This window comes from Aeromonas sp. 6P (genome assembly GCF_051919525.1).
GTDB classification, from domain to species: Bacteria; Pseudomonadota; Gammaproteobacteria; order Enterobacterales; family Aeromonadaceae; genus Aeromonas; species Aeromonas veronii.
Genome location: NZ_JBQBEO010000002.1, coordinates 1,745,798 through 1,769,679 on the forward strand (window position 1 = coordinate 1,745,798; position 23,882 = coordinate 1,769,679).

16 protein-coding genes, 3 tRNA genes and 1 pseudogene are annotated in these 23,882 nt (G+C 57.8%); 8 read left to right on the forward strand and 12 right to left on the reverse strand.

Translation table 11 applies throughout. The features are described 5' to 3' along the window. Positions 1–100 precede the first annotated feature (100 nt). The 5 genes from uvrC to ACTG2J_RS08345 all read left to right on the forward strand — a co-directional run bounded on the left by uvrC (position 101) and on the right by ACTG2J_RS08345 (position 3,199). A complete protein-coding gene (gene uvrC / locus ACTG2J_RS08325) occupies positions 101–1,954 on the forward strand; it encodes an excinuclease ABC subunit UvrC (protein ID WP_113738676.1) in 1,854 nt (617 codons plus the stop codon). 199 nt (positions 1,955–2,153) lie between these two features. Beyond that, on the forward strand, positions 2,154–2,708 hold the full coding sequence (gene pgsA / locus ACTG2J_RS08330; RefSeq protein ID WP_031227442.1) for a CDP-diacylglycerol--glycerol-3-phosphate 3-phosphatidyltransferase: 555 nt from the start codon (positions 2,154–2,156) through the stop codon (positions 2,706–2,708). Positions 2,709–2,886: 178 nt separating this feature from the next. Next, a tRNA-Gly gene (locus ACTG2J_RS08335) sits at positions 2,887–2,962 on the forward strand. Between the two features lie 35 nt (positions 2,963–2,997). Next, positions 2,998–3,071: transfer RNA gene (locus ACTG2J_RS08340), tRNA-Cys, on the forward strand. A 41-nt stretch (positions 3,072–3,112) separates the two neighbouring features. Continuing rightward, positions 3,113–3,199: transfer RNA gene (locus ACTG2J_RS08345), tRNA-Leu, on the forward strand. A 366-nt stretch (positions 3,200–3,565) separates the two neighbouring features. On the opposite strand, the pseudogene ACTG2J_RS08350 reads toward ACTG2J_RS08345, so the two are convergent. The 4 genes and pseudogenes from ACTG2J_RS08350 to ACTG2J_RS08365 all read right to left on the reverse strand — a co-directional run bounded on the left by ACTG2J_RS08350 (position 3,566) and on the right by ACTG2J_RS08365 (position 7,893). Then, positions 3,566–4,605 (reverse strand): annotated as a pseudogene (locus ACTG2J_RS08350) (IS481 family transposase). Positions 4,606–4,921: 316 nt separating this feature from the next. Beyond that, positions 4,922–6,454, reverse strand: a complete 1,533-nt coding sequence (locus ACTG2J_RS08355) for a tripartite tricarboxylate transporter permease (protein WP_439997379.1) — start codon at positions 6,452–6,454, stop codon at positions 4,922–4,924. Positions 6,455–6,463: 9 nt separating this feature from the next. After that, positions 6,464–6,895, reverse strand: a complete 432-nt coding sequence (locus tag ACTG2J_RS08360) for a tripartite tricarboxylate transporter TctB family protein (RefSeq protein WP_439988785.1) — start codon at positions 6,893–6,895, stop codon at positions 6,464–6,466. An 11-nt stretch (positions 6,896–6,906) separates the two neighbouring features. After that, complete coding sequence (locus tag ACTG2J_RS08365) at positions 6,907–7,893, reverse strand: Bug family tripartite tricarboxylate transporter substrate binding protein (RefSeq protein ID WP_005350924.1); 987 nt, start codon at positions 7,891–7,893, stop codon at positions 6,907–6,909. 222 nt (positions 7,894–8,115) lie between these two features. Here ACTG2J_RS08365 and tctD point away from each other — a divergent pair, with 222 nt between their 5' ends. After that, positions 8,116–8,790 (forward strand): transcriptional regulator TctD, encoded by a 675-nt coding sequence (gene tctD / locus ACTG2J_RS08370; RefSeq protein WP_005350926.1) that lies wholly within the window; start codon positions 8,116–8,118, stop codon positions 8,788–8,790. Positions 8,791–8,833: 43 nt separating this feature from the next. After that, on the forward strand, positions 8,834–10,186 hold the full coding sequence (locus ACTG2J_RS08375) for a sensor histidine kinase (protein ID WP_439988784.1): 1,353 nt from the start codon (positions 8,834–8,836) through the stop codon (positions 10,184–10,186). 71 nt (positions 10,187–10,257) lie between these two features. On the opposite strand, the gene ACTG2J_RS08380 is transcribed toward ACTG2J_RS08375, so the two are convergent. The 6 genes from ACTG2J_RS08380 to ACTG2J_RS08405 all read right to left on the reverse strand — a co-directional run bounded on the left by ACTG2J_RS08380 (position 10,258) and on the right by ACTG2J_RS08405 (position 16,956). Continuing rightward, positions 10,258–10,506, reverse strand: a complete 249-nt coding sequence (locus tag ACTG2J_RS08380) for a GlsB/YeaQ/YmgE family stress response membrane protein (RefSeq protein ID WP_439988783.1) — start codon at positions 10,504–10,506, stop codon at positions 10,258–10,260. Positions 10,507–10,752: 246 nt separating this feature from the next. After that, positions 10,753–10,929, reverse strand: a complete 177-nt coding sequence (locus ACTG2J_RS08385; RefSeq protein WP_005337420.1) for a DUF3606 domain-containing protein — start codon at positions 10,927–10,929, stop codon at positions 10,753–10,755. Between the two features lie 257 nt (positions 10,930–11,186). After that, positions 11,187–14,621, reverse strand: a complete 3,435-nt coding sequence (locus ACTG2J_RS08390) for an ImpA family metalloprotease (protein WP_439997380.1) — start codon at positions 14,619–14,621, stop codon at positions 11,187–11,189. A 298-nt stretch (positions 14,622–14,919) separates the two neighbouring features. After that, the gene (gene lpxH / locus ACTG2J_RS08395; protein WP_439988781.1) at positions 14,920–15,675 is read right to left on the reverse strand and encodes a UDP-2,3-diacylglucosamine diphosphatase; all 756 of its coding nucleotides are present in this window, start codon (positions 15,673–15,675) and stop codon (positions 14,920–14,922) included. Beyond that, positions 15,672–16,469: a DUF4269 domain-containing protein gene (locus ACTG2J_RS08400; RefSeq protein ID WP_439988780.1), complete on the reverse strand. Its 798-nt coding sequence runs from the start codon at positions 16,467–16,469 to the stop codon at positions 15,672–15,674. Before ACTG2J_RS08400 ends, lpxH begins: the two co-directional genes overlap by 4 nt. Continuing rightward, positions 16,459–16,956 carry a peptidylprolyl isomerase gene (locus tag ACTG2J_RS08405; RefSeq protein WP_005337417.1) on the reverse strand — a complete coding sequence of 166 codons (498 nt, stop codon included), beginning with the start codon at positions 16,954–16,956 and terminating at the stop codon, positions 16,459–16,461. Before ACTG2J_RS08405 ends, ACTG2J_RS08400 begins: the two co-directional genes overlap by 11 nt. 212 nt (positions 16,957–17,168) lie before the next feature. Here ACTG2J_RS08405 and cysS point away from each other — a divergent pair, with 212 nt between their 5' ends. After that, positions 17,169–18,545 carry a cysteine--tRNA ligase gene (gene cysS / locus ACTG2J_RS08410; protein ID WP_421298656.1) on the forward strand — a complete coding sequence of 459 codons (1,377 nt, stop codon included), beginning with the start codon at positions 17,169–17,171 and terminating at the stop codon, positions 18,543–18,545. 622 nt (positions 18,546–19,167) lie between these two features. Here the strand turns inward: cysS and ACTG2J_RS08415 are convergent. After that, positions 19,168–21,756, reverse strand: a complete 2,589-nt coding sequence (locus ACTG2J_RS08415) for an AAA family ATPase (RefSeq protein ID WP_439988779.1) — start codon at positions 21,754–21,756, stop codon at positions 19,168–19,170. Between the two features lie 1,236 nt (positions 21,757–22,992). Further along, entirely contained in the window at positions 22,993–23,748 is a 756-nt protein-coding gene (locus tag ACTG2J_RS08420) for a substrate-binding periplasmic protein (protein WP_439997381.1), read from the reverse strand. Positions 23,749–23,882 lie beyond the last annotated feature (134 nt).

Sequence of the window (23,882 nt, forward strand, 5' to 3'; positions counted from 1 at the left end):
CGCGTGCCGCCTTTTTGCTTTTCTGCCCTTTTGCTTTTCAGGCGGCGGGGGCAGTATGCTCTGCCCGTCAATTTTTGCCTTTGTGTGAGCCGAGTAGCTGATGACCCTCTCTCCCGAACCTCTCTTCGACAGCAAGGCGTTTCTGAGCGCCGTCACCCATCAGAGCGGCGTTTACCGCATGTATGACAGCGGTGGCACCGTGATCTATGTGGGCAAGGCCAAGGATCTGAAAAAGCGGCTCGCCTCCTACTTTCGCACCAACGTCGACAGCATCAAGACCCGCACCCTGGTGCGCCAGATCGCCGATATCCAGGTCACCGTCACCCACACCGAGACCGAGGCGCTGATCCTCGAGCACAATCTCATCAAGCAGTACCAACCCCGTTACAACGTGCTGCTGCGGGATGACAAATCCTACCCCTGGATCATCATCACCGCGCACCAGCATCCGCGCATCGGCGTGCATCGCGGTGCCCGCAAGATCAAAGGAGAGTACTTCGGCCCATACCCCTCTGGCGGCGCGGTGCGCGAGAGTTTGCATCTGATGCAGAAAATATTTCCGGTACGCCAGTGCGAGGATGCGGTCTATGCCAACCGCACCCGTCCCTGCCTGCTCTATCAGCTCAAGCGTTGCGCCGGCCCTTGCGTACCCGGGTTGGTGAGCGAGGCCGAATATGCCCAGCAGGTGGAGCTGGCCAAACTGTTTCTGGCAGGCAAGAACCAGCAGGTGATTGGCGAGCTGGTGGGCAAGATGGAGTCTGCCAGCGGCGATCTGCGCTTTGAAGAGGCAGCCCGCTATCGGGATCAGATCCTGGCGCTGCGGCGGGTCACCGAACAGCAGTCGGTGAGCGGCAACGTGCTGGACGAGCTGGATGTGGTGGGGGTCGCCTTCCAGCAAGGTGCTGCTTGCATCCACGTGCTCTTTATTCGTCAGGGCAAGGTGCTGGGCTCGCGCAGCTACTTCCCGAAAGTGCCGGCCGATACCCAGCTCGACGAGGTGGTGCAATCCTTCCTGCTGCAGTTCTATCTGTCGGGGCAGGGGGGGCGGCAGATCCCGAGCGAGGTGCTGCTCGATGTGGCTCTCGAAGATGAAAGCGTCATCGCCGAGACCCTGAGCCAGACAGCAGGCTACAAGGTGCGGGTGGTGAGCCGTACCCGCGCCGAGCGGGCCCGTTTTATCAAGCTTGCCTCCATCAATGCCGAGACGGCGCTACGCTCGCGGCTGGCTCACAAGAGCACCATCACCGCTCGCTACGACCAGCTGGAAGAGCTGCTGGAGCTTGAGCGCCCCATCGCTCGCATGGAGTGTTTCGATATCTCCCACACCATGGGGGAGCGCACCGTGGCCTCTTGCGTGGTGTTCAACCGGGAGGGGCCGCTCTCATCGGAATATCGTCGTTTTAATATCGACGGTATCACCGGCGGTGATGACTACGCAGCGATGGAGCAGGCGCTGGAGCGCCGCTTTGGCAAGCAGCAGGAGCCGGACAAGGTGCCGGACGTGCTGTTTATCGACGGTGGCCTCGGCCAGTTGCGCCGCGCCGAAGAGATCCTGGCCCGTCAGCTGGAGTTCCTCGGCGGCAAATATCCGCTGCTGGTGGGGATTGCCAAGGGGGTGACTCGCAAGGCAGGGTTGGAAACGCTCATCATGGGGGAGAGTCACGAAGAGTTGCATTTACCGGCAGATATGCCCGCTTTGCACCTGATTCAGCATATTCGCGATGAATCCCACCGTTTTGCCATTACCGGCCACCGTGCCAGACGGGCCAAGGCCCGCACCAGCAGCAGTCTGGAGGATATTCCGGGGGTGGGGCCAAAGCGGCGACAGGCGCTGCTCAAATATCTGGGCGGCCTGCAGGAGGTCAAAAAGGCGAGCGTGGATGAACTGGCCAAGGTACCCGGCATCAGCCAGGAGCTGGCCCAGGCCATCCACGATGGCTTGCACAGCGCCTGAGCTGGGTTAGCCGCATGGCAAAATCGCTAACTCCTTGATGCACAAGAGCCGTGACGCGGGGGGGCCGTAAATGCCATAATGGCCCTCGCATTTTGAGAAGATTGATGGATTAAAAAGACCAAGACGGGCGCCAGTGCGGTTGCATCGCAAATCGGCTTTGGCGCACTATGTAGCGACGTACAAGAAGTGGCTGAAAATAATGACAAATATACCTAACCTGTTGACGTTTTTCCGGATTTTGCTCATTCCCGTCTTCGTCATCCTGTTCTATCTGCCTTATCAATGGTCCTATCTGGCTGCCGCCATCATCTTTATTCTGGCCGCTGCCACCGACTGGTTTGATGGCTATCTGGCTCGCAAGCTCAATCAGTCCACCGCCTTTGGCGCCTTCCTTGACCCGGTTGCCGACAAGATCATGGTTGCCGCCGCACTGGTAGTCATCGTTGAACACTACAACACCATTTGGGTGACCATCCCCGCCATGACCATGATTGGCCGCGAGATCATCATCTCCGCCCTGCGTGAGTGGATGGCTGAGCTCGGCAAACGCTCCTCGGTGGCGGTCAGCTGGATTGGCAAGTGGAAGACCATGATCCAGATGGTGTCGCTGACCGGTCTGATTTGGCAATACAACGTCTGGATGGTGTGGCTCGCCTATGTGATGCTCTATGTCGCCACCGTGCTCACCTTCTGGTCGATGTTCCAGTACATGAAGGCAGCCTGGGGCGATTTGACCCACCACGCCAACCTGTGAGTCACTTGCGCCGCAAGGTGATGTTTCCACTGATTTGAGGCAGGAAACGTCCAAAGGCGCTAAAACTGTTCAAAAAGGGCAAAAAACCGAACGATCAGGTAATTAAATATTTCTGGTTGACTGGGCGAGGAACATCGCTAGAATGCGTCCTCGTAGTCAGGCAGTCAGCCAGACCAATGCGGGAATAGCTCAGTTGGTAGAGCACGACCTTGCCAAGGTCGGGGTCGCGAGTTCGAGTCTCGTTTCCCGCTCCAAATTCAGACAATCGAGAGCCAACTCTCTTTTGCATGGCGCGTTAGCAAAGCGGTTATGCAGCGGATTGCAAATCCGTTTAGTCCGGTTCGACTCCGGAACGTGCCTCCATATTGACAAGCCCGCCACGCGAGCTTGATACCGATTGCGGTGCCCGAGTGGTGAAATCGGTAGACACAAGGGATTTAAAATCCCTCGACGTTCGCGTCGTGCCGGTTCGATTCCGGCCTCGGGCACCATTAAAATCAAAGAGTTACGAAAGGCCGCTAGAAATAGTGGCCTTTTTCTTTTGCCTAAATGGCGCCAAAGTGGCGACAGCGTTTTTTTGAGGGGCTTACCTCTTCTTCTCATGGGTAGTGGTACGGTCTTCTTGTATGATGCCGCTCTGCCTGATGGCGCACTTCATGCGGCGCCTTTCCTTGGCCATGTCTCAGTGCGCTGTCAGGCAGAATGAGAAGGGCCCCACATTGTGGGGCCCTTCTCGCATCCAGATATCACTCCGGCAGTTCTGCCAGTTTCACTTCGAGTTGCAGGCGATTGGTGTAGCCCTGATCGGTGTACAGATCTAGTTATCACCTGACACCGGCCTCAAACCGGTGTCTTGTTTACGCTACTTTAGTGTGCACTTCCTTCGGTATCAATTTCAGCCCCTTCTTGAACATGGTATAGGGGGTTTGACCCTCCATCATCCTGCCCTGATGTGGCCGCTGGGTGTTGTAGTGCTCTAGGTAGCTTCCAGGTCTGTCTGCATCTGTTCTACCGACTCATACCAGGTTGTCCTCCCCTTGATACGGAAGTGTTCATCCAGCAAGGTTCGATGTAGCCGCTCGATAAAGCTGTTGCTCTATGGCCTGCGTACCTTGGTTGTCCGGTGCTCAATCCCCTCCAGTTGCAGGAACAGCTCGTAGGGATGGTGGTCAGGACGCCCACAGAACTCGCGCCCGTTGTCCAACAGGATGGTATAGACCCGCGCCTCGTGGGCCTCGAAAAACGGCAGCACCGTTTCATTGAGCACATGAACCGAGGTCACCGGCAGCTTGCTGGTGTAGAGCCGCCCCCTGGCGTGGCGGCTATAGCAGTCCAGCACGGTTTGCAGATGCACCTTACCAACCCCCTTGAGCGCGCCGACGAAGAAGGTGTCGACCGCCACCAGTTCCCCGGTGTAGTGAACCTCAATCTGGCGTTCGCGAAACTCGGGGCTGAAGCGTTCTAACAGGCGAATTTGTTCGTCATTGAGCTCAATGGTCTGCTCACGGTGAGTTTTCTCAAGGCGCAAAAAGCGGTCGTGTTTAGAGAGCAAATCGTGGCGTTGCCACACGCCACGTACTCCACCGGCACTGACGTTGATACCTTGCAGGGCCAGTTCTTGTGCTACCCGCAGTGGGCCATGAGTTGGTCTGGTGAGGGAGTAATCAAGGATGGCCTGTTCAATCTCGGGCGCAACCCGGTTGGGATTAGCCCCTTTACAGCCAGGCAATTTGTCAAGCAAGCCCTCGGCGCCATAGGTCTGGTAATTACGGCGAATTTCGTAGAACTGCTGACGGCTGTAGCCGATGAGCTTGCAGGCTTTGCTGACGTTATTGAGCTCTTTGGCGAGCTCTAGCAGGCTGAGTTTGCGACGTGCTACTTTCTCGTTGGTGGTCATATGGTGACTCCGGATAACACGGTAGGGGTACCGTTTTGTTATCCGGTTTGAAGCCGTATGACCACTCCCTTTTGTGGGCAACTGTCAGGTGAATACCATCTCCATACACTTTGTCACGTAGCGGCTTGCTCATAAGACCTGCTGAATGACGTCAGTTTGAGACTCTTGAGGTGTCAGAGAACGCGGGGCGATTAGCGTTGATATATTGGATGTTTTTATACCGTTAGTGACAGATGGATGCGGTCTGTTAAAAAGGGCGAGATCGTTCAGATCTCGCCCTTTTATATCAATATATCCCGTCATCTTTCTTATCGGATCAGGCCCCCTGTTCCGGGCGGGCGTCCGGGATCAGCGGATCGGCTTTGCGGCGGCGCAGCAGGCGTACCAGCGGGGGCAGGGCGATTACAACGATGGCCAGCACCAGCAGGGTCTGGCTGATGCCGCTGCTCCACAGGATGGTGGTATCGCCATTGCTAATGGAGAGGGCGCGGCGCAGGTTCTGCTCCAGCATTTCACCCAGCACGAAGCCCAGAATGAGCGGTGACATGGGGAAGTGCATCTTGCGCAGCAGGTAGCCAAAGACCCCGAGGGCCACCATCAGCAACAGGTCGAAGGTGGTGCTGTGCACCGCATAGACTCCCACTGCCGAGACGCTGGCGATGGCGGGCACCAAAAACCAGAGCGGGATGGAGAGCATGCGGGTAAAGAGCCCCACCATGGGGATGTTCATCACCAGCAGCATGACGTTGGCCAGCAAGAGGGCGGCGATCAGTCCCCACACCACATCGGGCTGTTCGGTGAACATGGTGGGGCCCGGAGTGATGTTGTAGAGGGTCAGTGCCCCCATCATCACCGCCGTGGTGCCCGAACCCGGCACCCCCAGGGTCAGCATGGGGATAAAGGAGCCACAGGCTGAGGCGTTGTTGGCCGCCTCCGGCGCGGCCACGCCGCGAATGTCCCCTTCGCCGAATTTGGCCTTGGGCCCCGCCAGGCGCTTCTCGGTCATGTAGGTGATGGCACTGGCGATGGTGGCACCGGCGCCGGGCAGAATGCCGACGAAGAAGCCGATGGTGGAGGAGCGCAGCATGGTGCCGGTGCAATGGACCAGCTCCTTGAAGTTGAACAGCATCCGTCCGGTGGTGCGCACCAGCTTGCCGCCGCCACTGGTGTGCTCCAGCATCAGCAGGATCTCGCTCACCGAGAAGAGGCCGATCACCACCACGATAAACTGCACACCGTCCGAGAGGTGAACGCTGTCGAAGGTGAAGCGATAGACGCCGGTGTTGGCATCCACCCCGACGGTGGCGAGTCCCAGCCCAATCAGCGCCGCCATAAAGGACTTGAGCGGGTTCTGGCTTATCATGCTGCCAAGGCAGGCGATGGCGAACACCATCAGGGCGAAATACTCCGCCGGGCCGAAGGCCAGTGACCAGCGCGCCAGCGCCGGGGCGAACAGAATGATCCCGCCGATGGCGAGCATGGAGCCGACAAAGGAGCTGACCGCCGAGATGGAGAGGGCCACTCCCGCCTTGCCCTGCTGGGCCATGGGGTAGCCATCCAGCGCGGTCATGATGGCGGCGGCATCCCCCGGCACGTTGAGCAGGATCGAGGAGATCCGCCCGCCATACTCACAACCGATATAGACGGTGGCGAGCAGAATGAGCGCCGATTCGGGGGGCAGTTTCAGGGCAAAAGCCAGCGGCAACAGGATGGCGACCCCGTTGATGGGGCCAAGGCCCGGCAGCAGGCCGACTACGGTGCCGACAAAGCAGCCGATCAGGGCAATCACCAGATTCTCCGGGGTGAGTGCCACCGCAAAGCCCTGGGATAGGTACATCCAGGTATCCATATTGACTCCTTAAGAGAACCAGACGCCGAGGGGCAGGGTGACATCCAGCAGCCGGTCGAAGGCGAGATAGAGCACCAGACCGCCGACAACGCCGGAGAGCAGGGCGGCTTTGGCAGAGGCGCCAAACAGGCGCCCCAGAACAAAGGTGAGCAGGGTGGTGGCCAGCGGAAAGCCCAGCCACTCGAAGCTGGCACCGTACCCGGCCAGCGCCACCACCATGATGGCGAGGTGGCGCAGGGTACGCAGCGGCGGCCAGGTAACGGTGTCCGGCTGGCGGCGCAGCAGCAACAGGGCGCACAGCGCCATCAGGCCGATGATGCCGAGCGGGAAGGGGCGCGGCCCCAGCGGCTCATAGCTGTATTCGCTCTGGTACTGCCAGGCGAGGGAGGCCCCCGCCAGACAGAGCAGCAGCCAGATGGCGGCGAAGATGCGATCGCTCATGGCTGCGGCTCCTATTTGGCCAGACCGAAGGCTTTGGCCTGCTCGCGATATTGCGCTACCTGCTCCTTGACGTAGCTGTCGAGGGCCTCGCCGGTGAGGTCAAACTCGAACAGGCCGCGCAGATCCCGCTGCGCCTTGAAGGTGTCGGTCTTCACCAACTGATCGAAGGTCTGCTTCCACCACTGGTATTCGCTGTCGCTCACCTTGGGGCCGACATAGAAGCCACGGATCACCGGCCACACCAGGTCATAACCCTGCTCCTTGGCGGTGGGGATGGTGGCCAGCTTGCCGGGCAGCCGCTCGGCAGAGAACACCGCCAGCACCCGCAGTTTGTCGCCGCCGATATAGGGCACCATCTCGCTCAGATCGCCGGAGACCGCCTGCACATGGTTGCCAAGCAGCGCGGTGACCGGCTCGCCACCCCCTTCAAAGGCGACGTAGCGCATCTTGTGCGGGTCAACCCCGGCCTGTTTGGCCAGCAGCGCCGTCTTCATCCAGTCCTGACTGCCGATGGAGGCACCCGCGCCGATCACCACGCTATTGGGATCGCGCTCCATGGCGCTCACCAGCTCCTTGAGGTTCTGATAGGGGGCATCGTGGCGCACCGCGATCATGCCGTAATCGGTCCCCACCGCCGCCAGCCAGCGCACATCGTCCACCCCGTAGCGGCCAAATTTCCCCTGTGAGAGGTTGAGCAGGGAGCCACCGGAGAAGGCGACCACGGTGCCCGCCTCGGCAGGGCGCTGGGCCACGATGGCGTTGTAGGCCACGGCGCCGACCCCGCCCGGCATGTAGGTGACCCGCATCGGCTTGTCGATGGTGCCGGTCTCCTGCAGGCTCACCTGCAGCAACTTGCAGGTGAGATCGAAACCACCGCCCGGTTTGGCCGGTGCGATACATTCGGTACGGCTCGGGGTCGTGGCACTTTCGGCCGCCTGCAGTGGCAGGGCGCCGAGCAGGGTCAGCAGGGCGAGGGCATGACGTGTGCGTTGCTTCATGGTTGTGTGCTCCATCTTGTCGTTGTTTTTCCTGGGTGTGACTCCGTCGATAGACGAAGTGATGCGGAATTGTTAAAACAACAACCTTTCATTCACCTTTCAATCGCTGACCAAGAGCCGGGAGTGTGACCCTGATCGCACCTTCTCCCGCAATGGCAGTGACGAAGGGATGCAGTTGAAGCAGTGCGGCTGAATGCCGTGGTTAGGAACAAGGGGAGAGGGATGCGCTTGCTGTTGGCGGAAGATAATCACGAACTGGCCCACTGGCTGTCGCGGGCACTCACCAGCGCCGGTTTCGCGGTGGATTGGGTGGCTGACGGAGCTCAGGCTGACCACCTGCTGCGCCACGAACAGTACGCGCTGGCGGTGCTCGATATCGAGATGCCCAAGCTCGACGGGCTGGCGGTACTCGGCCGGTTGCGCAGTCGGGGGCAGGGGGTGCCGGTGCTGCTGCTCACCGCCCGCGGCGCGGTGGAGGAGCGGATCTGCGGTCTCAATGCCGGAGCCGATGACTATCTGGCCAAGCCGTTCGATCTGGGGGAGCTGGATGCCCGGTTGCGAGCCCTGCTGCGGCGCAGCGAAAGCGGTGGTGCCGAGTTGCGGCTGGGGCGTCTGACCCTGCATCCCGACGGCTATTTTCTGCTGGCCGATGCCCGCCTTGCCCTGACTCCGCGCGAACTGGCGCTGCTGACAGCGCTGATGTACCGCCACGGGCGGCCGGTTGCCAAGGGACAGCTGTTCGAGCAGGTGTTCAACCTCGATGACGAGGTAGGGCTCGACAGCATCGATCTCTATATCCACCGGCTGCGCAAAAAACTGGTGGGCAGCGGGGTGGTGATCACCACACTGCGCGGGCTGGGCTATCTGCTGGAAGCGGCGCCGGAGGCCTCCCATTAGTCGCTCCCTGCTCCATCAACTACTGCTGTTTCTGGGGGGCCCCTTGCTGATCCTCTGGGCCGCCTCGGCCTGGTACAGCTACTACGGTGCGCTGGCGGCGGCCACCTCGGCCTATGATCGCACCCTGCTTGCCTCGGCCCGCACCGTCGCCGAGCGGCTGACGGCAAACGATGGTGTTCTCAAGGTGGATGTGCCCTATGTGGTGCTCGACAGCTTCGAGCGCAACATGCGCGATCGCCTCTTCTATCAGGTGCGCGGCATCGACGATAGGGTCATCTCCGGCTTTGACGATTTGCCCCCCATGCCGGTCGGCACGCCCCTGACCGACCGCTATCCGGCGCTCGCCTACTTCTACGACGGCCTCTATCAGGAGGCGCCAATCCGCGCCGTGATGCTGCTGCAACCGGTAGGCGAGGGGGGCGTCACCGGCATGGCCCGCATCACGGTGGCGGAAACCCTGCTCGGCCGCCAGCAACTGGCACAGCAGCTGCTCTGGTCGGCCGTGCTAACGCAGGGGGCGCTGGTGGTGCTCACCCTGCTGCTCGCTTATCTGTTGCTCAAGCGGCTGCTCACCCCGATGCGCCGCCTGTCGCGGGAGATCCTGCGCCGCGATGCCGCCACGCTCGCTCCCTTGCCGGATCTGCTCCCCTGGCAGGAGACCCGGCCGCTGGTGCAGGCGTTCAACCGCCAGCTGGCCCGATTGCGCCAGCTGGTGGCCCGGCAGGAACGTTTCAGCGCCGATGCCGCCCACCAGCTGCGCACCCCGCTCACCATCCTGAAAACCCAGGTTGAGGTGGCGCGCGGCAGCGGCGATCCTGCCCTGATGAGCGAAAGCCTCGATGCCATGGCCGTGCGGCTCGATCACACCATCGCCCTGACCGAGCGGCTCCTGCTGCTGGCCCGGCTCAAATCGGACGAGTGCTCCGGGCTGCGCCTGCGGGATCCCATCGAGTTGACGGCGCTGGTGCAGCAGGCCTGTCTGTCACGGCTGGCGCAGGCGCGCAGCAAGGGGATCGATCTCGGTTACGAAGGGGAGGAGTCCGCCGTCATGGTGGCAGGGGAGCCGCTGCTGCTCGGGGAGCTGTGCGCCAACCTGCTCGACAACGCCATCAAATACACCCCGACCCACGGCACGGTGACGGCGCGGGTGGTGCACGGCAACGGGCAGATCTGGCTTGAGGTGGAGGATAGCGGCCCCGGCATTGCCCCCGAGCTGGCAGAGCGGGTCTGGCAGCCGTTCCAGCGCCTCGAGCAGGGGAGCGAACAGCCGGGAGCAGGGCTTGGTCTGGCGCTGGTGCGCGACATCGCCCACTACCACCACGGCGAGGTGGTGCTGCTGCCTGCCACTCAGCTGGGTGGCTTGCTGGTGAGGCTGATCTTGCCGCTGGCAAAATAGTGAAGGTGATACAAAAAGAGAGGGCACCTCGCGGTGCCCTGTTTATCTACACATAAGATGGCGTTGGGTTGTCAGCTGCGGATCTTGTTGAAGACAAACAGGACGATAAGGGCACCCACGGTGGCGATGGCAATGCTCGAAATATTGAAGCCGGTCACCGAGCCCAGACCCAGCAAGGTGCCCACATAGCCGCCGACCATGGCGCCGACAATCCCCAGCAGGGCGGTCATGAAGAAGCCACCACCATCGCGGCCCGACATGATCCACTTCGCCAGAATACTCACCAACAGTCCCAATACGATCCAGGTGATAAAGCCCATGGATTAATCCTCTCTGTGTGTTTGAGCCCGCATTATAGGCAGGGATGCCGGGATGCGAAGGGCCAGACGGCGCTGGCCGGTCACAAGCTGTCGGACGGCGGCCAGTGCTGGTCGGGCTGCACAGTCCGGTTATGAGCGGCTGAATGGCGGTATGTGCACCGCCAAACAGGGGCGGGGATGGCCCACGTAAAGGCCAAAATGAGAAAAGCCCGTCAGCGGGGCCGGGTTTGTGACGGGGTTGCACCCTCACTTCTTGAGGTATTTTCTGATCGCCTTGCCTGAGGTGCCGACTGCCTTGACCGCCCGTTTCAGCTGGACTTCGGTGCACTCGAACATTTTGATCCACTGCTTCATCTCATAGGGATCGTTGACATTGATCTTCTTGGCATCGAACGGGTGAGCGACCGCATTGCTGTCAGGCATACAAACCTCAACTTGTTGAAATACTGGCGAGAAAGACGTTTCTGCCTGAGCGCTATCATCCTCTCAATCGGCAAGGGGCAAGGTGACGGGGTTCACACAACCTGGGGACTGAAGGAGGAGTGCAGGTTTGCTTTGCTGATCTGTGAGCGATCACCACTTAATTCCACCCTCTTCACATCATCAACAACGGGGCCAGAGGCCGGATAAACAACAAGCGCCCTGCCGGGCGCTTGTTGTGGTTATCGCGATGACCCTATTTAGGGTGTTGGGCAGGCGCTTGGCGAGCCACTGTTGCGGGGCCAGAGGGTGGATCCGTCGCTTTCAGAGAGCGGCAGGAATGTGACGCCTTCGCTCATGTTGGCTGGGGGCAGGTCATCCTCCAGCACATACATCCCCATCGGCAGGCTGCCATAACGCTGGTTGGCCTGCACCTGAGCGACCGCGAGGCTGGAGTAACGCAGGCCAAGCAGATCGAAGTGATTACGCCAGTCCCAGCCGGTGAGCCGACTGAGTGCAATCAGCATAAAGTCATTGCCCGGTATGTCGCGCACCCGTTTGCCGCCATAGACCGCATGCCCCGAGTAGGGGAACAGGCTAAAGCCGAGCCTATCCTTGCTGGCATTCCACTGCGCTTCACTGTCGGCTGCCGCGCCGAAGATCCGTGAATGCTGATAGAGCAGAGTGAAGATAGTGAAGCCATCGTTCAGACGGGTGCCATCAGTCAGAATCATACGGTGGGCGCGTAATGCCATCTGGATATAAAACGCCATGCGATAGCCGTTGTGGACGGCGTAGGCATTGCTCTTCCAGGGGGCTTCGTAGCGACTCTCGCCGGTATCGAGCACCTGGCAGTTGGCCCCGAGCACGACGCGGTTGCCACTCCTGTCCCGTACCTGCGCCGCATCAGACATGAACACATAGAAGAGATCCTTGTGATTCATGTGCCCATCCTTGATGGGCGCCGTGTTGCCATCCCTCAGATAATGGGCGCGCCACTTCACCACATAAGGGAAGATGTTGTTGGAGTTTTCCCCCGCCCGGCTGCCGTAGCCACTCCAGTTGTCGGCATCGTCTGCCGCTGCGTACTGCACGTTCAACCGGTTGGTCTGCAGGTTGTGGCCCAGTTCGTGATTGTCGAGCCAGCCGATCGGGCTGATGCTGCCGGAAGAGTCCCACGGGTTGCCACTGCAACCGCTGCCGCAATGGGCATTCTGGTCATAGTTGGCATGCTGGATGATGGTGCGGGTATGAATCGACTCATCGAGACAACCCTCCCCCAGCAGTGCCACGCAGGCGTTTTTAACATCTGCCGGCAGCGACTTATCGAGCCCCTTTCCCTGAATTTTCAGGCCCGCCAGGGTGTAGACGCCATTGATGTGATCCCGGGCGATGCTGTCGAGCAGGGCATTGGTGTCGGGGATGACGCCCCCCACCGCCTTGGTGAAGCGATCCCGGCGCAGATGCTGTTCGGCGCCATCGGCCCGCAGATCGATATGGGGCAGCTCGGTTTGTTCCAGCCGCTCGTTGAACTCGCGTATCTGCTGCTCATCACTGAAATCCATGATGGCCGGATGACGGGTGACGCCCGTGGCGCTTACCTGGACGGCCAGCGATGCTGCCCCCCCTTCCAGATAGAGATAGATAGGGCCGCCATAAGGAGAGGTGAAGGTGACGCTGCCCCCCTTGGCCAAGATCAGTCGTCCGGTGGTCAGCTCCAGCGGGGCTCGATAGATCTTCTGCTCATAGGCGCGATTGGTGTTGGGCCTATGGTAGTTGAGTCGGACGGTAGCAGACACATCGGCGTTATCGGTGCGTCTCAGGGTGATGGTTTGTCCCGGCAGGGCATACCAGCCGGTGGTGGTCCACTGCCCGCTGTAGGGAACCGCAATGCGCCGACTGTCGGTGAGCGTTGCGGGATAGGCATAGTGAGCCGCTTGTCCCTTCACCACCTTGTTGCGATCGGTGACGTACTCCCCCAGATCGGGCTGGGCCGGGGTACGGGGGCGGGCATAGCTCACCAGCCAGTCGGCAAACATCGCCTGCTGCCAGGATTGATGTTCATCCCAGGCAATCGGGTAGTCGATGGCGGCACGGTATTTGTCGGCCAGCAGCAGGGTGGCGGGCAACAGTGTCACGCCGTCACGGGCAAAGGGACTGATCCCGGCCTTGTCGAGGGTGATGGCCGCATTTCTCAGCCAGTCGGCACCCAGCTTGAACTGCTGGTTGAAGCTCTCCGAGCCACCGCAATTGATAAAGTTGCCGCCGCAGCTATCGAGCCACTGGGTAGTGAAGTTGCGATCCAGAAGGTTGCCAAGCAGGGTATCGACCGCCATCAGCTGGGTGTCGGGTGCCATGATGGTGTTCACTGCCAGATCGCTGGCTCTGAGTTTTGACCAGTAGTTGCCCCAGGTGACCAGCCCCATATCGAGATAGAGGGGGCTTAGCAGCGGGCTGGCATCGCGCCGATAGTTGGAGAGCAGCAGCGGGATCCTGGCCGCTTTGGCCTTGGCGATCGCCTCTGCGATCCCCTGATACCCCAGCCCCTGGCGGTCGATATCGCTGATCACGATAAGCTCCGGCGCCATGGTGTCGATACAGTCGCTCAGCGCCTGATAATCGCAGGTATTGGCCGGGTTGATGTTGTGCTTGTCGGGATAGATCGCCTTGAGCCAGTCACGCACGCCTTCGTTGTGGGGAAAATAGACGCTATCGGCGCGACTAGGCATCTGGGTGGTGAGGATGCGCAGGCCATCGCTATCCTTGCCCCGGGTCAGCCAGCCAATCAGCCCCTTGAGCAGCGCCTCGCTCTGCGCTGTGCGGTCAACGGAAAACAGGTTCGCCCCCATGGCGGCCTGACGGTAATCGGCTTGCTCGGAGACCATCACCAGACCCCGGATCTCGCTCTCCCCCTTGCCATTGATGTTGGAGGGGAGCAGGGTCACCGTGCTCTCCGGCTGGAAGCTGGAAAAGGTGATGGAGTCGTGGCTCGGGTTCCAGCTGATCTGTGCCATTCCCTGATAGAGGCTGCGAACCAGTTCGGTGCGGTGCGCCTCACTGTCGGCAATCGTCGCACGGGCATGGGCGATCAGGGATTGCTCGCTGGCAAGGGTATGATCTTCCCGGGCAATCGCATTGGCGGCATCGCTGATAAAGCGGGCCGAGATCTGACAATCGGCGCGCATGGGGGCTGTGGTGTAGGTATTACCCGTCAGGGTGCCCTCACACCCAGCGATCTGCGCCAGTACGAAGCCACTCTCGGGCTGCACGGTGAAACGGCCCTGCTCACCCGCATTCAGGCGCAGGGAGTCGGGGCTTAGCGCCCCCCCCTGAGAAGCGTGGGTGGTGGCGTTGAAATAGACGGCGGCACTCTCCTGCGTGAAGCTGGCCGAGATCTGGCAATCGCTGCGCATGGGGCCAGTGGTATAGGTGAGGCCGTCCAGGGTGCCATCACATCCGCTTATATCGGTCAGGAGGTAACCGCTGTCAGCCTGTACCGAGAAGCGCCCCTGTTCACCCGCCGCCAACCGCAGGTTGGTGGGGTTCAACTGTCCGCCCGCGCTGCTCTGGCTGGATGCCTCGAAATAGTTGGGGGTGACAGGGGGGCGGATAGGGGTCTCTTCCTGTTCGCCATCACCGCCGCCACAGCCTGTGATCAACAGCGCCAGTAAGGGGGTGAGAACCGTCTTTTTCATTGTTTGATACGTTCCTTGTGTTACGACGGGTAGGGGAGTCGGTAGTCTAATGAGCTGCCTTGCTTATTTCAACGCTGATTGAATGGTCATTTTGCTTTATTTTCAGCATCTTGGATGTTTTTTTGGCCGGCTTTTGCCGTATTTGGTGTTGCTGGCGCAGCAGAACCGATAGGGATGGGGCGAGCACCCCATCGGCACAGGCCATACCAGCCTGATCTCATCGTGATACGTCGGTTCACCAGGTTTACAGGGGGGCGCCGGGCCGCAGGTTTTACCTGCAACCCGCACAGGGGGGATGTCAGACGGATGGCTGAGCGGCGGGGTCGATCGTTGCCAGCGCCCGCATTTCCAGCCGCTGCTCGCCGGGGCGGCAGATCAGCACCGAGCCCTGCTCGAACCAGTCTCCCAGCACGATGCGGCGGGCGGGCGGGCCGTCCAGGGTGAAGTCGTGGATGGCGGGTCTGTGGGTGTGGCCGTGGATCATCATTCGGCAGTCGTGGGCGCGCAGCATCTCGTCCACCGCCGCGGGCGTCACATCCATGATGATCTGGCTCTTGTGGGCGTTCTCCATCTGGCTTTGGCCGCGCATCTTGCAGGCGATGGCCTGACGGCGGGAGAGCGGCAGCCGCAAAAAGAGCCAGCGCAGCCACTTGAGCTGGGTGATGCGGCGAAACTTCTGATACCCCTCATCCAGGGTGCAGAGCAGATCGCCGTGGCTGAGCACTACCCGCTCCCCATAGAGGTCGATGACGCAAGGGTCACCCAGCAATGTCATCCCCGCGCGCTTGGCAAACTGCTGGCCCAGCAGAAAGTCGCGGTTGCCGTGGATAAAGTAGATGGGCACGTTCTGCTGGCTCAGGGCCAAAAAGGCGTCGGCCATCTGTTGATGGAGCGGATTGGGGTCATCGTCGCCAATCCAGAATTCGAAGAGATCCCCCAGCACATAGAGGGCATCGGCGCCGGGGGCGTCGTGCTCGAGAAAGCGCACCAGTGCCGCGGTCATATCGGGCCGCTGGGCAGAGAGGTGAATGTCACTGATAAAGAGGGTGCTCATGATGTGGGGATCGGGCTCTCGGTCGAAACAGGGCAAACAGGGGTGGCAGAGGTAGTAGACACAACAGGGGACGAATCGTGCGCTGCGGGCGCCATCGTGCCAGTTGAGGTATGGATATCGTCACGGGATGGCGGCTGCCATGCCAGCTCGGCCAGATTGCGTCCCTCCAGCGTCAGCAGCGCGGCGTAAGGATCGCCCGCCAGACCCAGCAACCGGCACGTGGCCGCTTCCCCTTTCAATCCCTCTTCAAGGCGCAGGCGCAGCACTTCACGGTAGAAGGCATCACCAAACCGCTCGAGCAAAGCTGCCATCAGGGTGAGGTGGCGCCAGCCGTTCAGCGTCTCGATGGGAGCTGGGGTCACGTAGAGCTCCAGCGGCCAGCGGGCCTCGCTCTTGGAGCAATCGCTATCGATACTCTTTTGCTCGAGACAGGAAAAGGTGCGCTCCAGCAGCCAGACATTGTCGCCCTTGGGGCTCGCCTGCCAGCCTTGCTCTGCAAAAGTAGCGGCAAACTCGGCGGGATTTGGATGCTGGCAGAGGATATCGAGATCGCTGCCGGGCCGATCCAGGCCGATGGCGAGCGTGCTCACCAGCGCCAGATCGGCGCACTGCGCGGCCAGCTCATCCCACACACCGGCGGTGAGCAGGGCATGGGCCGAGCGCTGGCGCGGGTTGCCGTGGGCCAGATAGTCGAGGCGGCGCCAGTTCGGACTGGCAGTGGGGGAGGCAGATGGAAAAACTGCGGCCGGGGCCGCAGTTTTGTCTGTGCCGAGTCGGCAGAGATCAGTCAGCAAGGGTCACCTTGGTGATCACCACGTCTTCTACCGGCACGTCCTGGTGGATGCGGCCGTAGTTACCGGTCTTGACGCCCTTGATCTTGTTGACCACGTCCATACCGGCGGTCACTTCACCGAATACGCAGTAGCCGAAGCCCTGAGTGGTAGCGGATTTGAAGTCGAGGAAGTCGTTGTTGTTCACGTTGATGAAGAACTGGGCGCTGGCAGAGTGCGGCTCCATGGTGCGGGCCATGGCGATGGTGCCGATCTTGTTGGAGAGACCATTGGCCGCTTCGTTCTTGATGGGCGCGCGGGTGTCTTTCTCTTCAAAGCCCGGGGCATAGCCGCCGCCCTGGATCATGAAGCCGTCGATGACACGGTGGAAAATGGTGTTGTCGTAGTGACCGTCACGGCAGTATTGCAGGAAGTTGGCCACGGTTTCCGGGGCTTTTTCAGCATTCAGGGTGAGGGTGATGTCGCCGTGATTGGTGTGCAGAGTGACCATGATATGTCCTTTCATTTGATGCGGGCGACGAAGTGCCCGCAGGTGTATGGCATAAAGTGGTGGCAATTCTAGCCCATCAGGGGCTGGCGGCATAGTCTCTCTGGCGCCGTAACCGTGCTGGCAGGCGGGATTGGCCCGCTTTTCTGCCTCGTTTTCTGCCCCCGAACGGGGTATTATGACCAACCATTTTACTCACAGGCAGTGGTTAGAAGATGCTGAAGATATACAACACACTCACTCGTCAAAAAGAAGAATTCAAACCTATCCACCCGGGCAAGGTGGGCATGTATGTGTGTGGCGTCACCATCTACGATCACTGTCATATCGGCCACGGCCGCACCTTCGTCGCCTTTGATGTGGTCGCTCGCTACCTGCGTTACGCCGGTTACGACCTCACCTACGTGCGCAACATCACCGACGTGGATGACAAGATCATCAAGCGCGCCGCTGAAACCCGCGTCACCTGCGACGAGCTGACCGAGCGTCTGATTGGCGACATGCACGCCGACTTCGACGCCCTCGGCATGGTGCGCCCGGATATCGAGCCGCGCGCCACCCAGCACATCGAAGAGATCATCGAGCTGGTGCAATCCCTGCTGGAAAAAGAGCACGCCTATGTGGCGGATAACGGCGACGTGATGTTTATCGTCGAATCCTACGCCGACTACGGCAAGCTCTCCGGCCAGGATCTGGAGCAGCTGCAAGCCGGTGCCCGCGTTGATGTGGTGGATGCCAAGCGCAACCCGCTGGACTTCGTGCTGTGGAAGATGTCCAAGCCCGGCGAGCCGACCTGGGAGAGCCCCTGGGGCCCGGGCCGTCCTGGCTGGCACATCGAGTGCTCCGCCATGAACTCCAAGCACCTTGGCAACCACTTCGACATCCACGGCGGCGGCTCCGATCTGCAGTTCCCGCACCACGAGAACGAGATCGCCCAGTCCTGCTGCGCCCACGGTGGCGACTACGTCAACACCTGGATGCACAGCGGCATGGTGATGGTGGATAAAGAGAAGATGTCCAAATCCCTTGGCAACTTCTTCACTATCCGCGATGTGCTGGCCCATTTTGATGCCGAAACCGTCCGTTACTTCCTGATGTCTGGCCACTACCGCAGCCAGCTCAACTACTCGGAAGATAACCTCAAGCAAGCCCGCGCCGCGCTGGAGCGCATGTACACCGCCCTGCGCGATCTGCCGGTGGCCGCGGCTGCCGGTGGCGAGGAGCAGGTGGCGCGCTTCAAGGAAGCGATGGACGACGACTTCAACACCCCGGAAGCCTACTCCGCCCTGTTCGATCTGGTGCGCGAGATCAACCGCCAGAAGGGTGAAGACATGGCCGTTGCCGCCGCGCTGGGCGCCCGTCTGCGCGAACTGGGCGCCGTGCTCGGCATCCTGCAGCAAGACCCCGAGGCTTTCCTCAAGGGTGACGAAGCGGACGAAGAGGTTGCCGAGATCGAGCGCCTGATCGCCGAGCGCAATCAGGCCCGTGCCGACAAGAACTGGGCTGCTGCCGATGCCGCCCGCAACCGTCTCACCGAGATGGGCATAGTGCTGGAAGACAGCGCCGGCAAGACCAGCTGGCGCCGTGCCTAAGGCCGGTTGGCCTTGTTGGCGTCTGGTGCCAACAGGTTGAGCTAATAAAAAACCGCAGCCCTAGGGCTGCGGTTTTTTTTGTGGCCGGTCTGAGGGCTGGCACCTTCCCTCTCTCCTTAATGGCATGGCTTCGCCATGCAGGACACGAGGGCCTTGCCCTCGAAGGGGTTTCGCCCGCCCTTCGGGCTGGGGCGAGTGACTTTTGAAAGACCCAAAGTCACCAAAGGTCTTCTCCCCCGGCAACCCGCCCGCTTCGCGGGTTCCCTCGTCTCGTCCAACGGGTCGGACGGAGCGCCGCAGACGGCACATCCCTGTGCCGGCTGCGGCTGCGCCATCATCCCTGATGGCGCTCCTGACCCGTTGAACTCGACTCGGCGGTTTGCAGGGGGAACCAATACCGTGCCCGCCCGTGGCTTTAGCGTGCATGTTGACCGCCTTTTCCGCTGAAAGGGGAGGGCAGAGCAAGGAGGTGGGGAAATAGGGCTTTGGCTTGAGTTAAAAAGTGTCAGGGAAATAGAAATAAAAACCGCAGCTCAAGGCTGCGGTTTTTAATGGTCATAGAGATAACCCAAATCTTTATATGGAAATGTAATTTGATGACGTTAAATAAGCCTTTAATAAGTTAAGTTCTTTTCCTTAGAACCTGTAAGTCACTCAGATATGATTTAATCTGAGAAAGGTCTGCTTCCACTTCATCAATAGTTGGGCAGGGGGCACCAACAGCTGGGGCGTTATCATGACCGGTAAAATAAGCACTACATTTACTCATGGCATTATCTATTAATTGTATGTCACTTTCCGATATGTCAATTAGCCGTGACAAGCGTTGCGTAGAAACACCTCGTTCAAATCTACATACTACTTTGTTCAGAAGCTTTTCTTCAATCAAACGTTCCCATGACTCTCGGAGTAAGCCATAAAACTCTCTAGAGGCACGATGGAAGTCATTTTCTGTTCCATCCTTATCGATTTTTCTTAAATTTTGAAGCTTGGTGTTCAAATAATTTAAACGCTTGGAGGTCGTTAATGCTTCCCAAGGGGCGCTATCTCTGACAATTCCTGCATGCTTTCTTGATCTTTCGAGAGTTAAGCTCCCATATTTTGCTTGTTGAATTTCCACTTGCTCTAACAGAATTTTAAAAAATACTATATCATGTGTAAATATAATTACTTGGCGATTTATAGATTCGTCAATAAGCCTCTTTGCAATTTTGCAGCTCCATTGATGACTCAATGAGTTGACTGGGTCATCAAATATAACAGTGGACTGTCTGTTATCAACTTTCATTTCGGCCAAGAAAGCTGCTATAGCAATACAGCGTTGCTCTCCTTCGCTTGCCACCTTCGCAACAATTTGTTCACCAGATTCAGCTATCGATAACTTAAATTGCTGATAACCTCCAGAGTTTCTTGTCTGTACGTCAACAGAGAAACGAGTAAAACCGAAACTTTTCAATTCATTTTGAAAGGAGTTTTTGAGTGGTTCTATTACATCTTGCTGATAAATTTTTGATGACAACAAAGAGATGCCTCTTGTATCACACTCACTCCTTATTTTATTCATTTTCTCGATAACTTTATGCCTTCTGATATTATTAAGTATGTGCTCAAGGTTTTCCTGTATGTATTTCCTGTCTTTGATTTCATTTAGCTCTGATTCCTTTTTAATTATTAGTTTAGATAGGTCATTATTATCATTAATTGAGCTTAATTGTTCAGCGATTATGTTAATAGCTGTATATAATCCTGTAGCAGCAGAAGTATCTAGAGGTGAGTCGCTAGCTGGATATGATGATGAAGTAGTGAATAGCTTTTGACGTTCAGATAATGTGTTAAATAGTACAGTTATCTTATCTGCCATTCCTGGTTGTAACTTATCTATTTCTGTTAGCGCAGCATTATGATTAGTGAGGCTGACATCTTGAGATGAAATCATTAAAAGAGCATTTTTAAGTAAATTGTGCGCATCTTTTGCATCTGTAGCTGCTGAGTTCGCTAAAAACGTGCTTAATGAAGCTAGTCGTTCAGCGCTGACCTCAGAAATATCTTGTAAACATAAAGGGCAAGAATCACCCTGAATAGGTGGGAAGTTATGAGCCTTTGGTTCAGACTTAATAAAGTTCTTTGCGGCTGTCCACATTGTTTGCCAAGCTATACCTGCAATTGTATCCAGAGGTAATCCTTGTAATGTTGCCTGCATTATATCATCAGCAATCTTTTGCTTTTTATGATAATCATCTTGCAATTCGACTAATCGTTCAAATGCTTTATCTCCTAAGTGCCTTAAAATGTTTGTTGTTGATTGATACAATGGAGTTAAAATGTCGATTTGTTGACGCAGTGATGCTTTAATTGATTCTGGTGTTTGTAACTTAAACTTAGATATCTCTTGCAAGAGAGGTTCAATTCTCAATATTTCTTCTTTCGAGGCTACATGATTAAGTACATCAGCCTCATTAGTTTTGTAAGATATGTCATTGAAAAATTGAGCTGTAACTGAGTTGGATTCCAAAGGATTAATTTTGATAAAGCCGTTACCTGCCATGGTATCTTCATCAATAAATGCTTTGATTCTATTAATCGTCTTGGTTAGTTCGGTCAATAGATTTAGCCCTGATGGTTTAAAACCAAGGGAGTCTTCTTTGTTGACATAGTGTTGAGCCGATGTGGAATCAAAAACCCTTATTGCTTTAAGAGAGGGTATTATATCTTTGTTTAAAGACCAAGCGTGAATCTCATCTTTTCCACCTACAGTGATTCTAATATTTGCACTTGGAGTTGGATTGTTTACCGAAAAAACATTTCCCAATATCGTTGGACATGATCCACGAGTTAGGCATGCATTCTTTAAAATGCTGGCATAACTTGACTTACCAGCACCATTATCACCGTAAACAATAAAACATCCACTTTCATTAAATTTCAGAATTTGTTCGTCATGAAGAACTCCGACTCCTTGGACATTTTCTATTGATGCCAAGTTAACTTTATCTACTTCAGTCGTATAACCAGAAAAATCTAACGCTACATCTAATCGAGAACGATCAAATTGCTGTTCATCTTCTAAATAATGTTCAATTCTAGCAATTTGATATATCTCATTGATATCATCCTGATCTAGCTCTCCATTGACTAATGCCAAACGTATAGTGTGTTTCCACCAGATTGGTTTGTCCTCAATCCAACCCTTAATTTTTTCAATAGGTGTCATGTTGATATCCTTGGCAATTAAATGTATTTATTTATAGTTCGTAGGTTCGATTAGCGAAGCGTAATCGGACGTTCGAGAAATATGGTGTTATTACGGTGAAATACTCACTGTCGGGCCTTCAATATAAAGCCGTTTCCAAATTGGGATATCTGCCGCTTGCCGTTATACCCGCCATGTTTTTTTCACCTATGCAACCATGTCGATGATACCTGTTGCATAGGTGCGACAATCTGCTCTCGCCATGGGGTGGCGAGGGGGTGGCAGCGAGACAACAACCCGCCCGATCTTTGCCCCGAATAGGCTGGGGAGTGTTACCGCGGTGCAATGCGCTGCGCTTATTGCACCCTACGCCTGTTAACTGGCCTCGGGGCTGCGGGCTGGGTGTTGCCCCCTGTTGTTCGCCGAGGTGAGCCCGTTTGTCCAGGCCGCGAGGCAGGACGCCGAGCGAGCGCCGCTGGGCCATGGATGGCCCATCGGCGCGTGCCGTGGGACAAACGGGTGAACCGAGGGAACCCGACGCAGGAGGGCGAACAAGTGGGGGATTAGACCTTTGGTGACTTTGGGTCTTTCCAAAGTCACTCGCCAAGCCGCGCAGCGGCGGCGAAACCCCGTCGAGGACGGAGTCCTCGCGTCCTGCATGGCGAAGCCATGCCAATACCTTGTTGCAGGGCAAAGACGTTACCGACCCCGTCACCCTAACCCTCTCCCGCACGGGGAGAGGGAACAGCGACCGTGGACGATTACGCTCCGCTAATCGACCCTACTGGCGAAGCCATGCCAATACCCTGTTGCAGGGCAAAGACGTTACCGACCCCTCACCCTAACCCTCTCCCGCAAGGGGAGAGGGGATGGTTACCGTGGACGATTACGCTTCGCTAATCGACCCTACTCGACCCTACGCTAAAGTCGCTACCGCCCCTGACTGTCGCTACCAGATTGCGCCGTTGACCATTGATCTCGGAAAAGGGGTCAACAGACGCCCGTCGCCATATTACGGAGCCAGAGTGGTCTTATCTATGGTTTTGATGAGCTAACTATCAGAAAAGAGTGATTTTTTGCGCTGGCACAAACTTTTATTAATTAGCGATTAGTTGTTGGTTGTCGGGGCTTGGAGCTGGCAGGGCGGTGGGGTGACGCCGCGAGAGGAGTGCAAACGGTAAAGGAGGGGAGCGCAAACGGAAAAAAGCGAAGGGGCCCGCGGTGGGCCCCTTGTTGTTGGTGCTCGACGCGGCTCCGCTATTTGGCTGCGGGGGTTGGGAAGTATTTGCTGTGCAGCAGCGGGTATTCGCTGCTCGCCAGCACCTGGGTCAAGCCGGTCTGGAACTCCTTGACCAGCTCGTCGCTCACCGGATGGCTGAAGGCGAAGCAGAACTGCTCCGAGCTCAGTACCCACTGCTCCTTGAAGCGGGCGGGATCGAGTTTTTGCTCGACGATCAGCTGCTCCATGGTGGTCTTGTTGGTGGAGACCAGATCGACCCGGCCGGAGGTGAGCATCTTGAGCGCCTGTGCCAGCCGGTTGGCGGCCATCAATTTGGTCTCGTCAAAGCCGTTGTTGAGCAGCAGTTGCTCCCCCACATCGGCTCGTACCGCCCCGATATTGAACGCCTTGGCATCGTCGAGCTTGGTGATGGTGATATTGCGATCGGCCAGCCCCACCAGCACGATCTCGGCATATCCGATGGGGCAGGCCCACTTGAACAGGGGGTCCCGCGCCTGGGTGCGGGCGGTGGAGAAGAGCACCGCATTGGGCTTTTGGGTCAGCAGGTAGTAACCGCGCGCCCATGGCATGATGGTGATGGGCTGCGCCGGCGTATTGGTCTTTTTCCATACCAGTTGCAGCAGCTCGACTGCGAGGCCGGTGGGGGCGCCGCTGGCATCGGCGTAGTTGTAGGGTTTGTACTCTTCGGTGATGTAGTGCAGTTTGCCGAGCTCAGGACTCGCCTGTGCGAGGGTGGCCAGCAGCACCCCGGCCAATCCAATCCATGGTTTCATTTTTGCCATCCTGATCAAGGGAATATCTGCTCAAGTGTGACCAAGCTGGCCGATTTCGCCAAGGCGACGGAGCATGTTTGGCAAAAAAGCGCGGGGGCGGCCGCCATCTTGCGCCCTATGTCGGCGGCGATCGG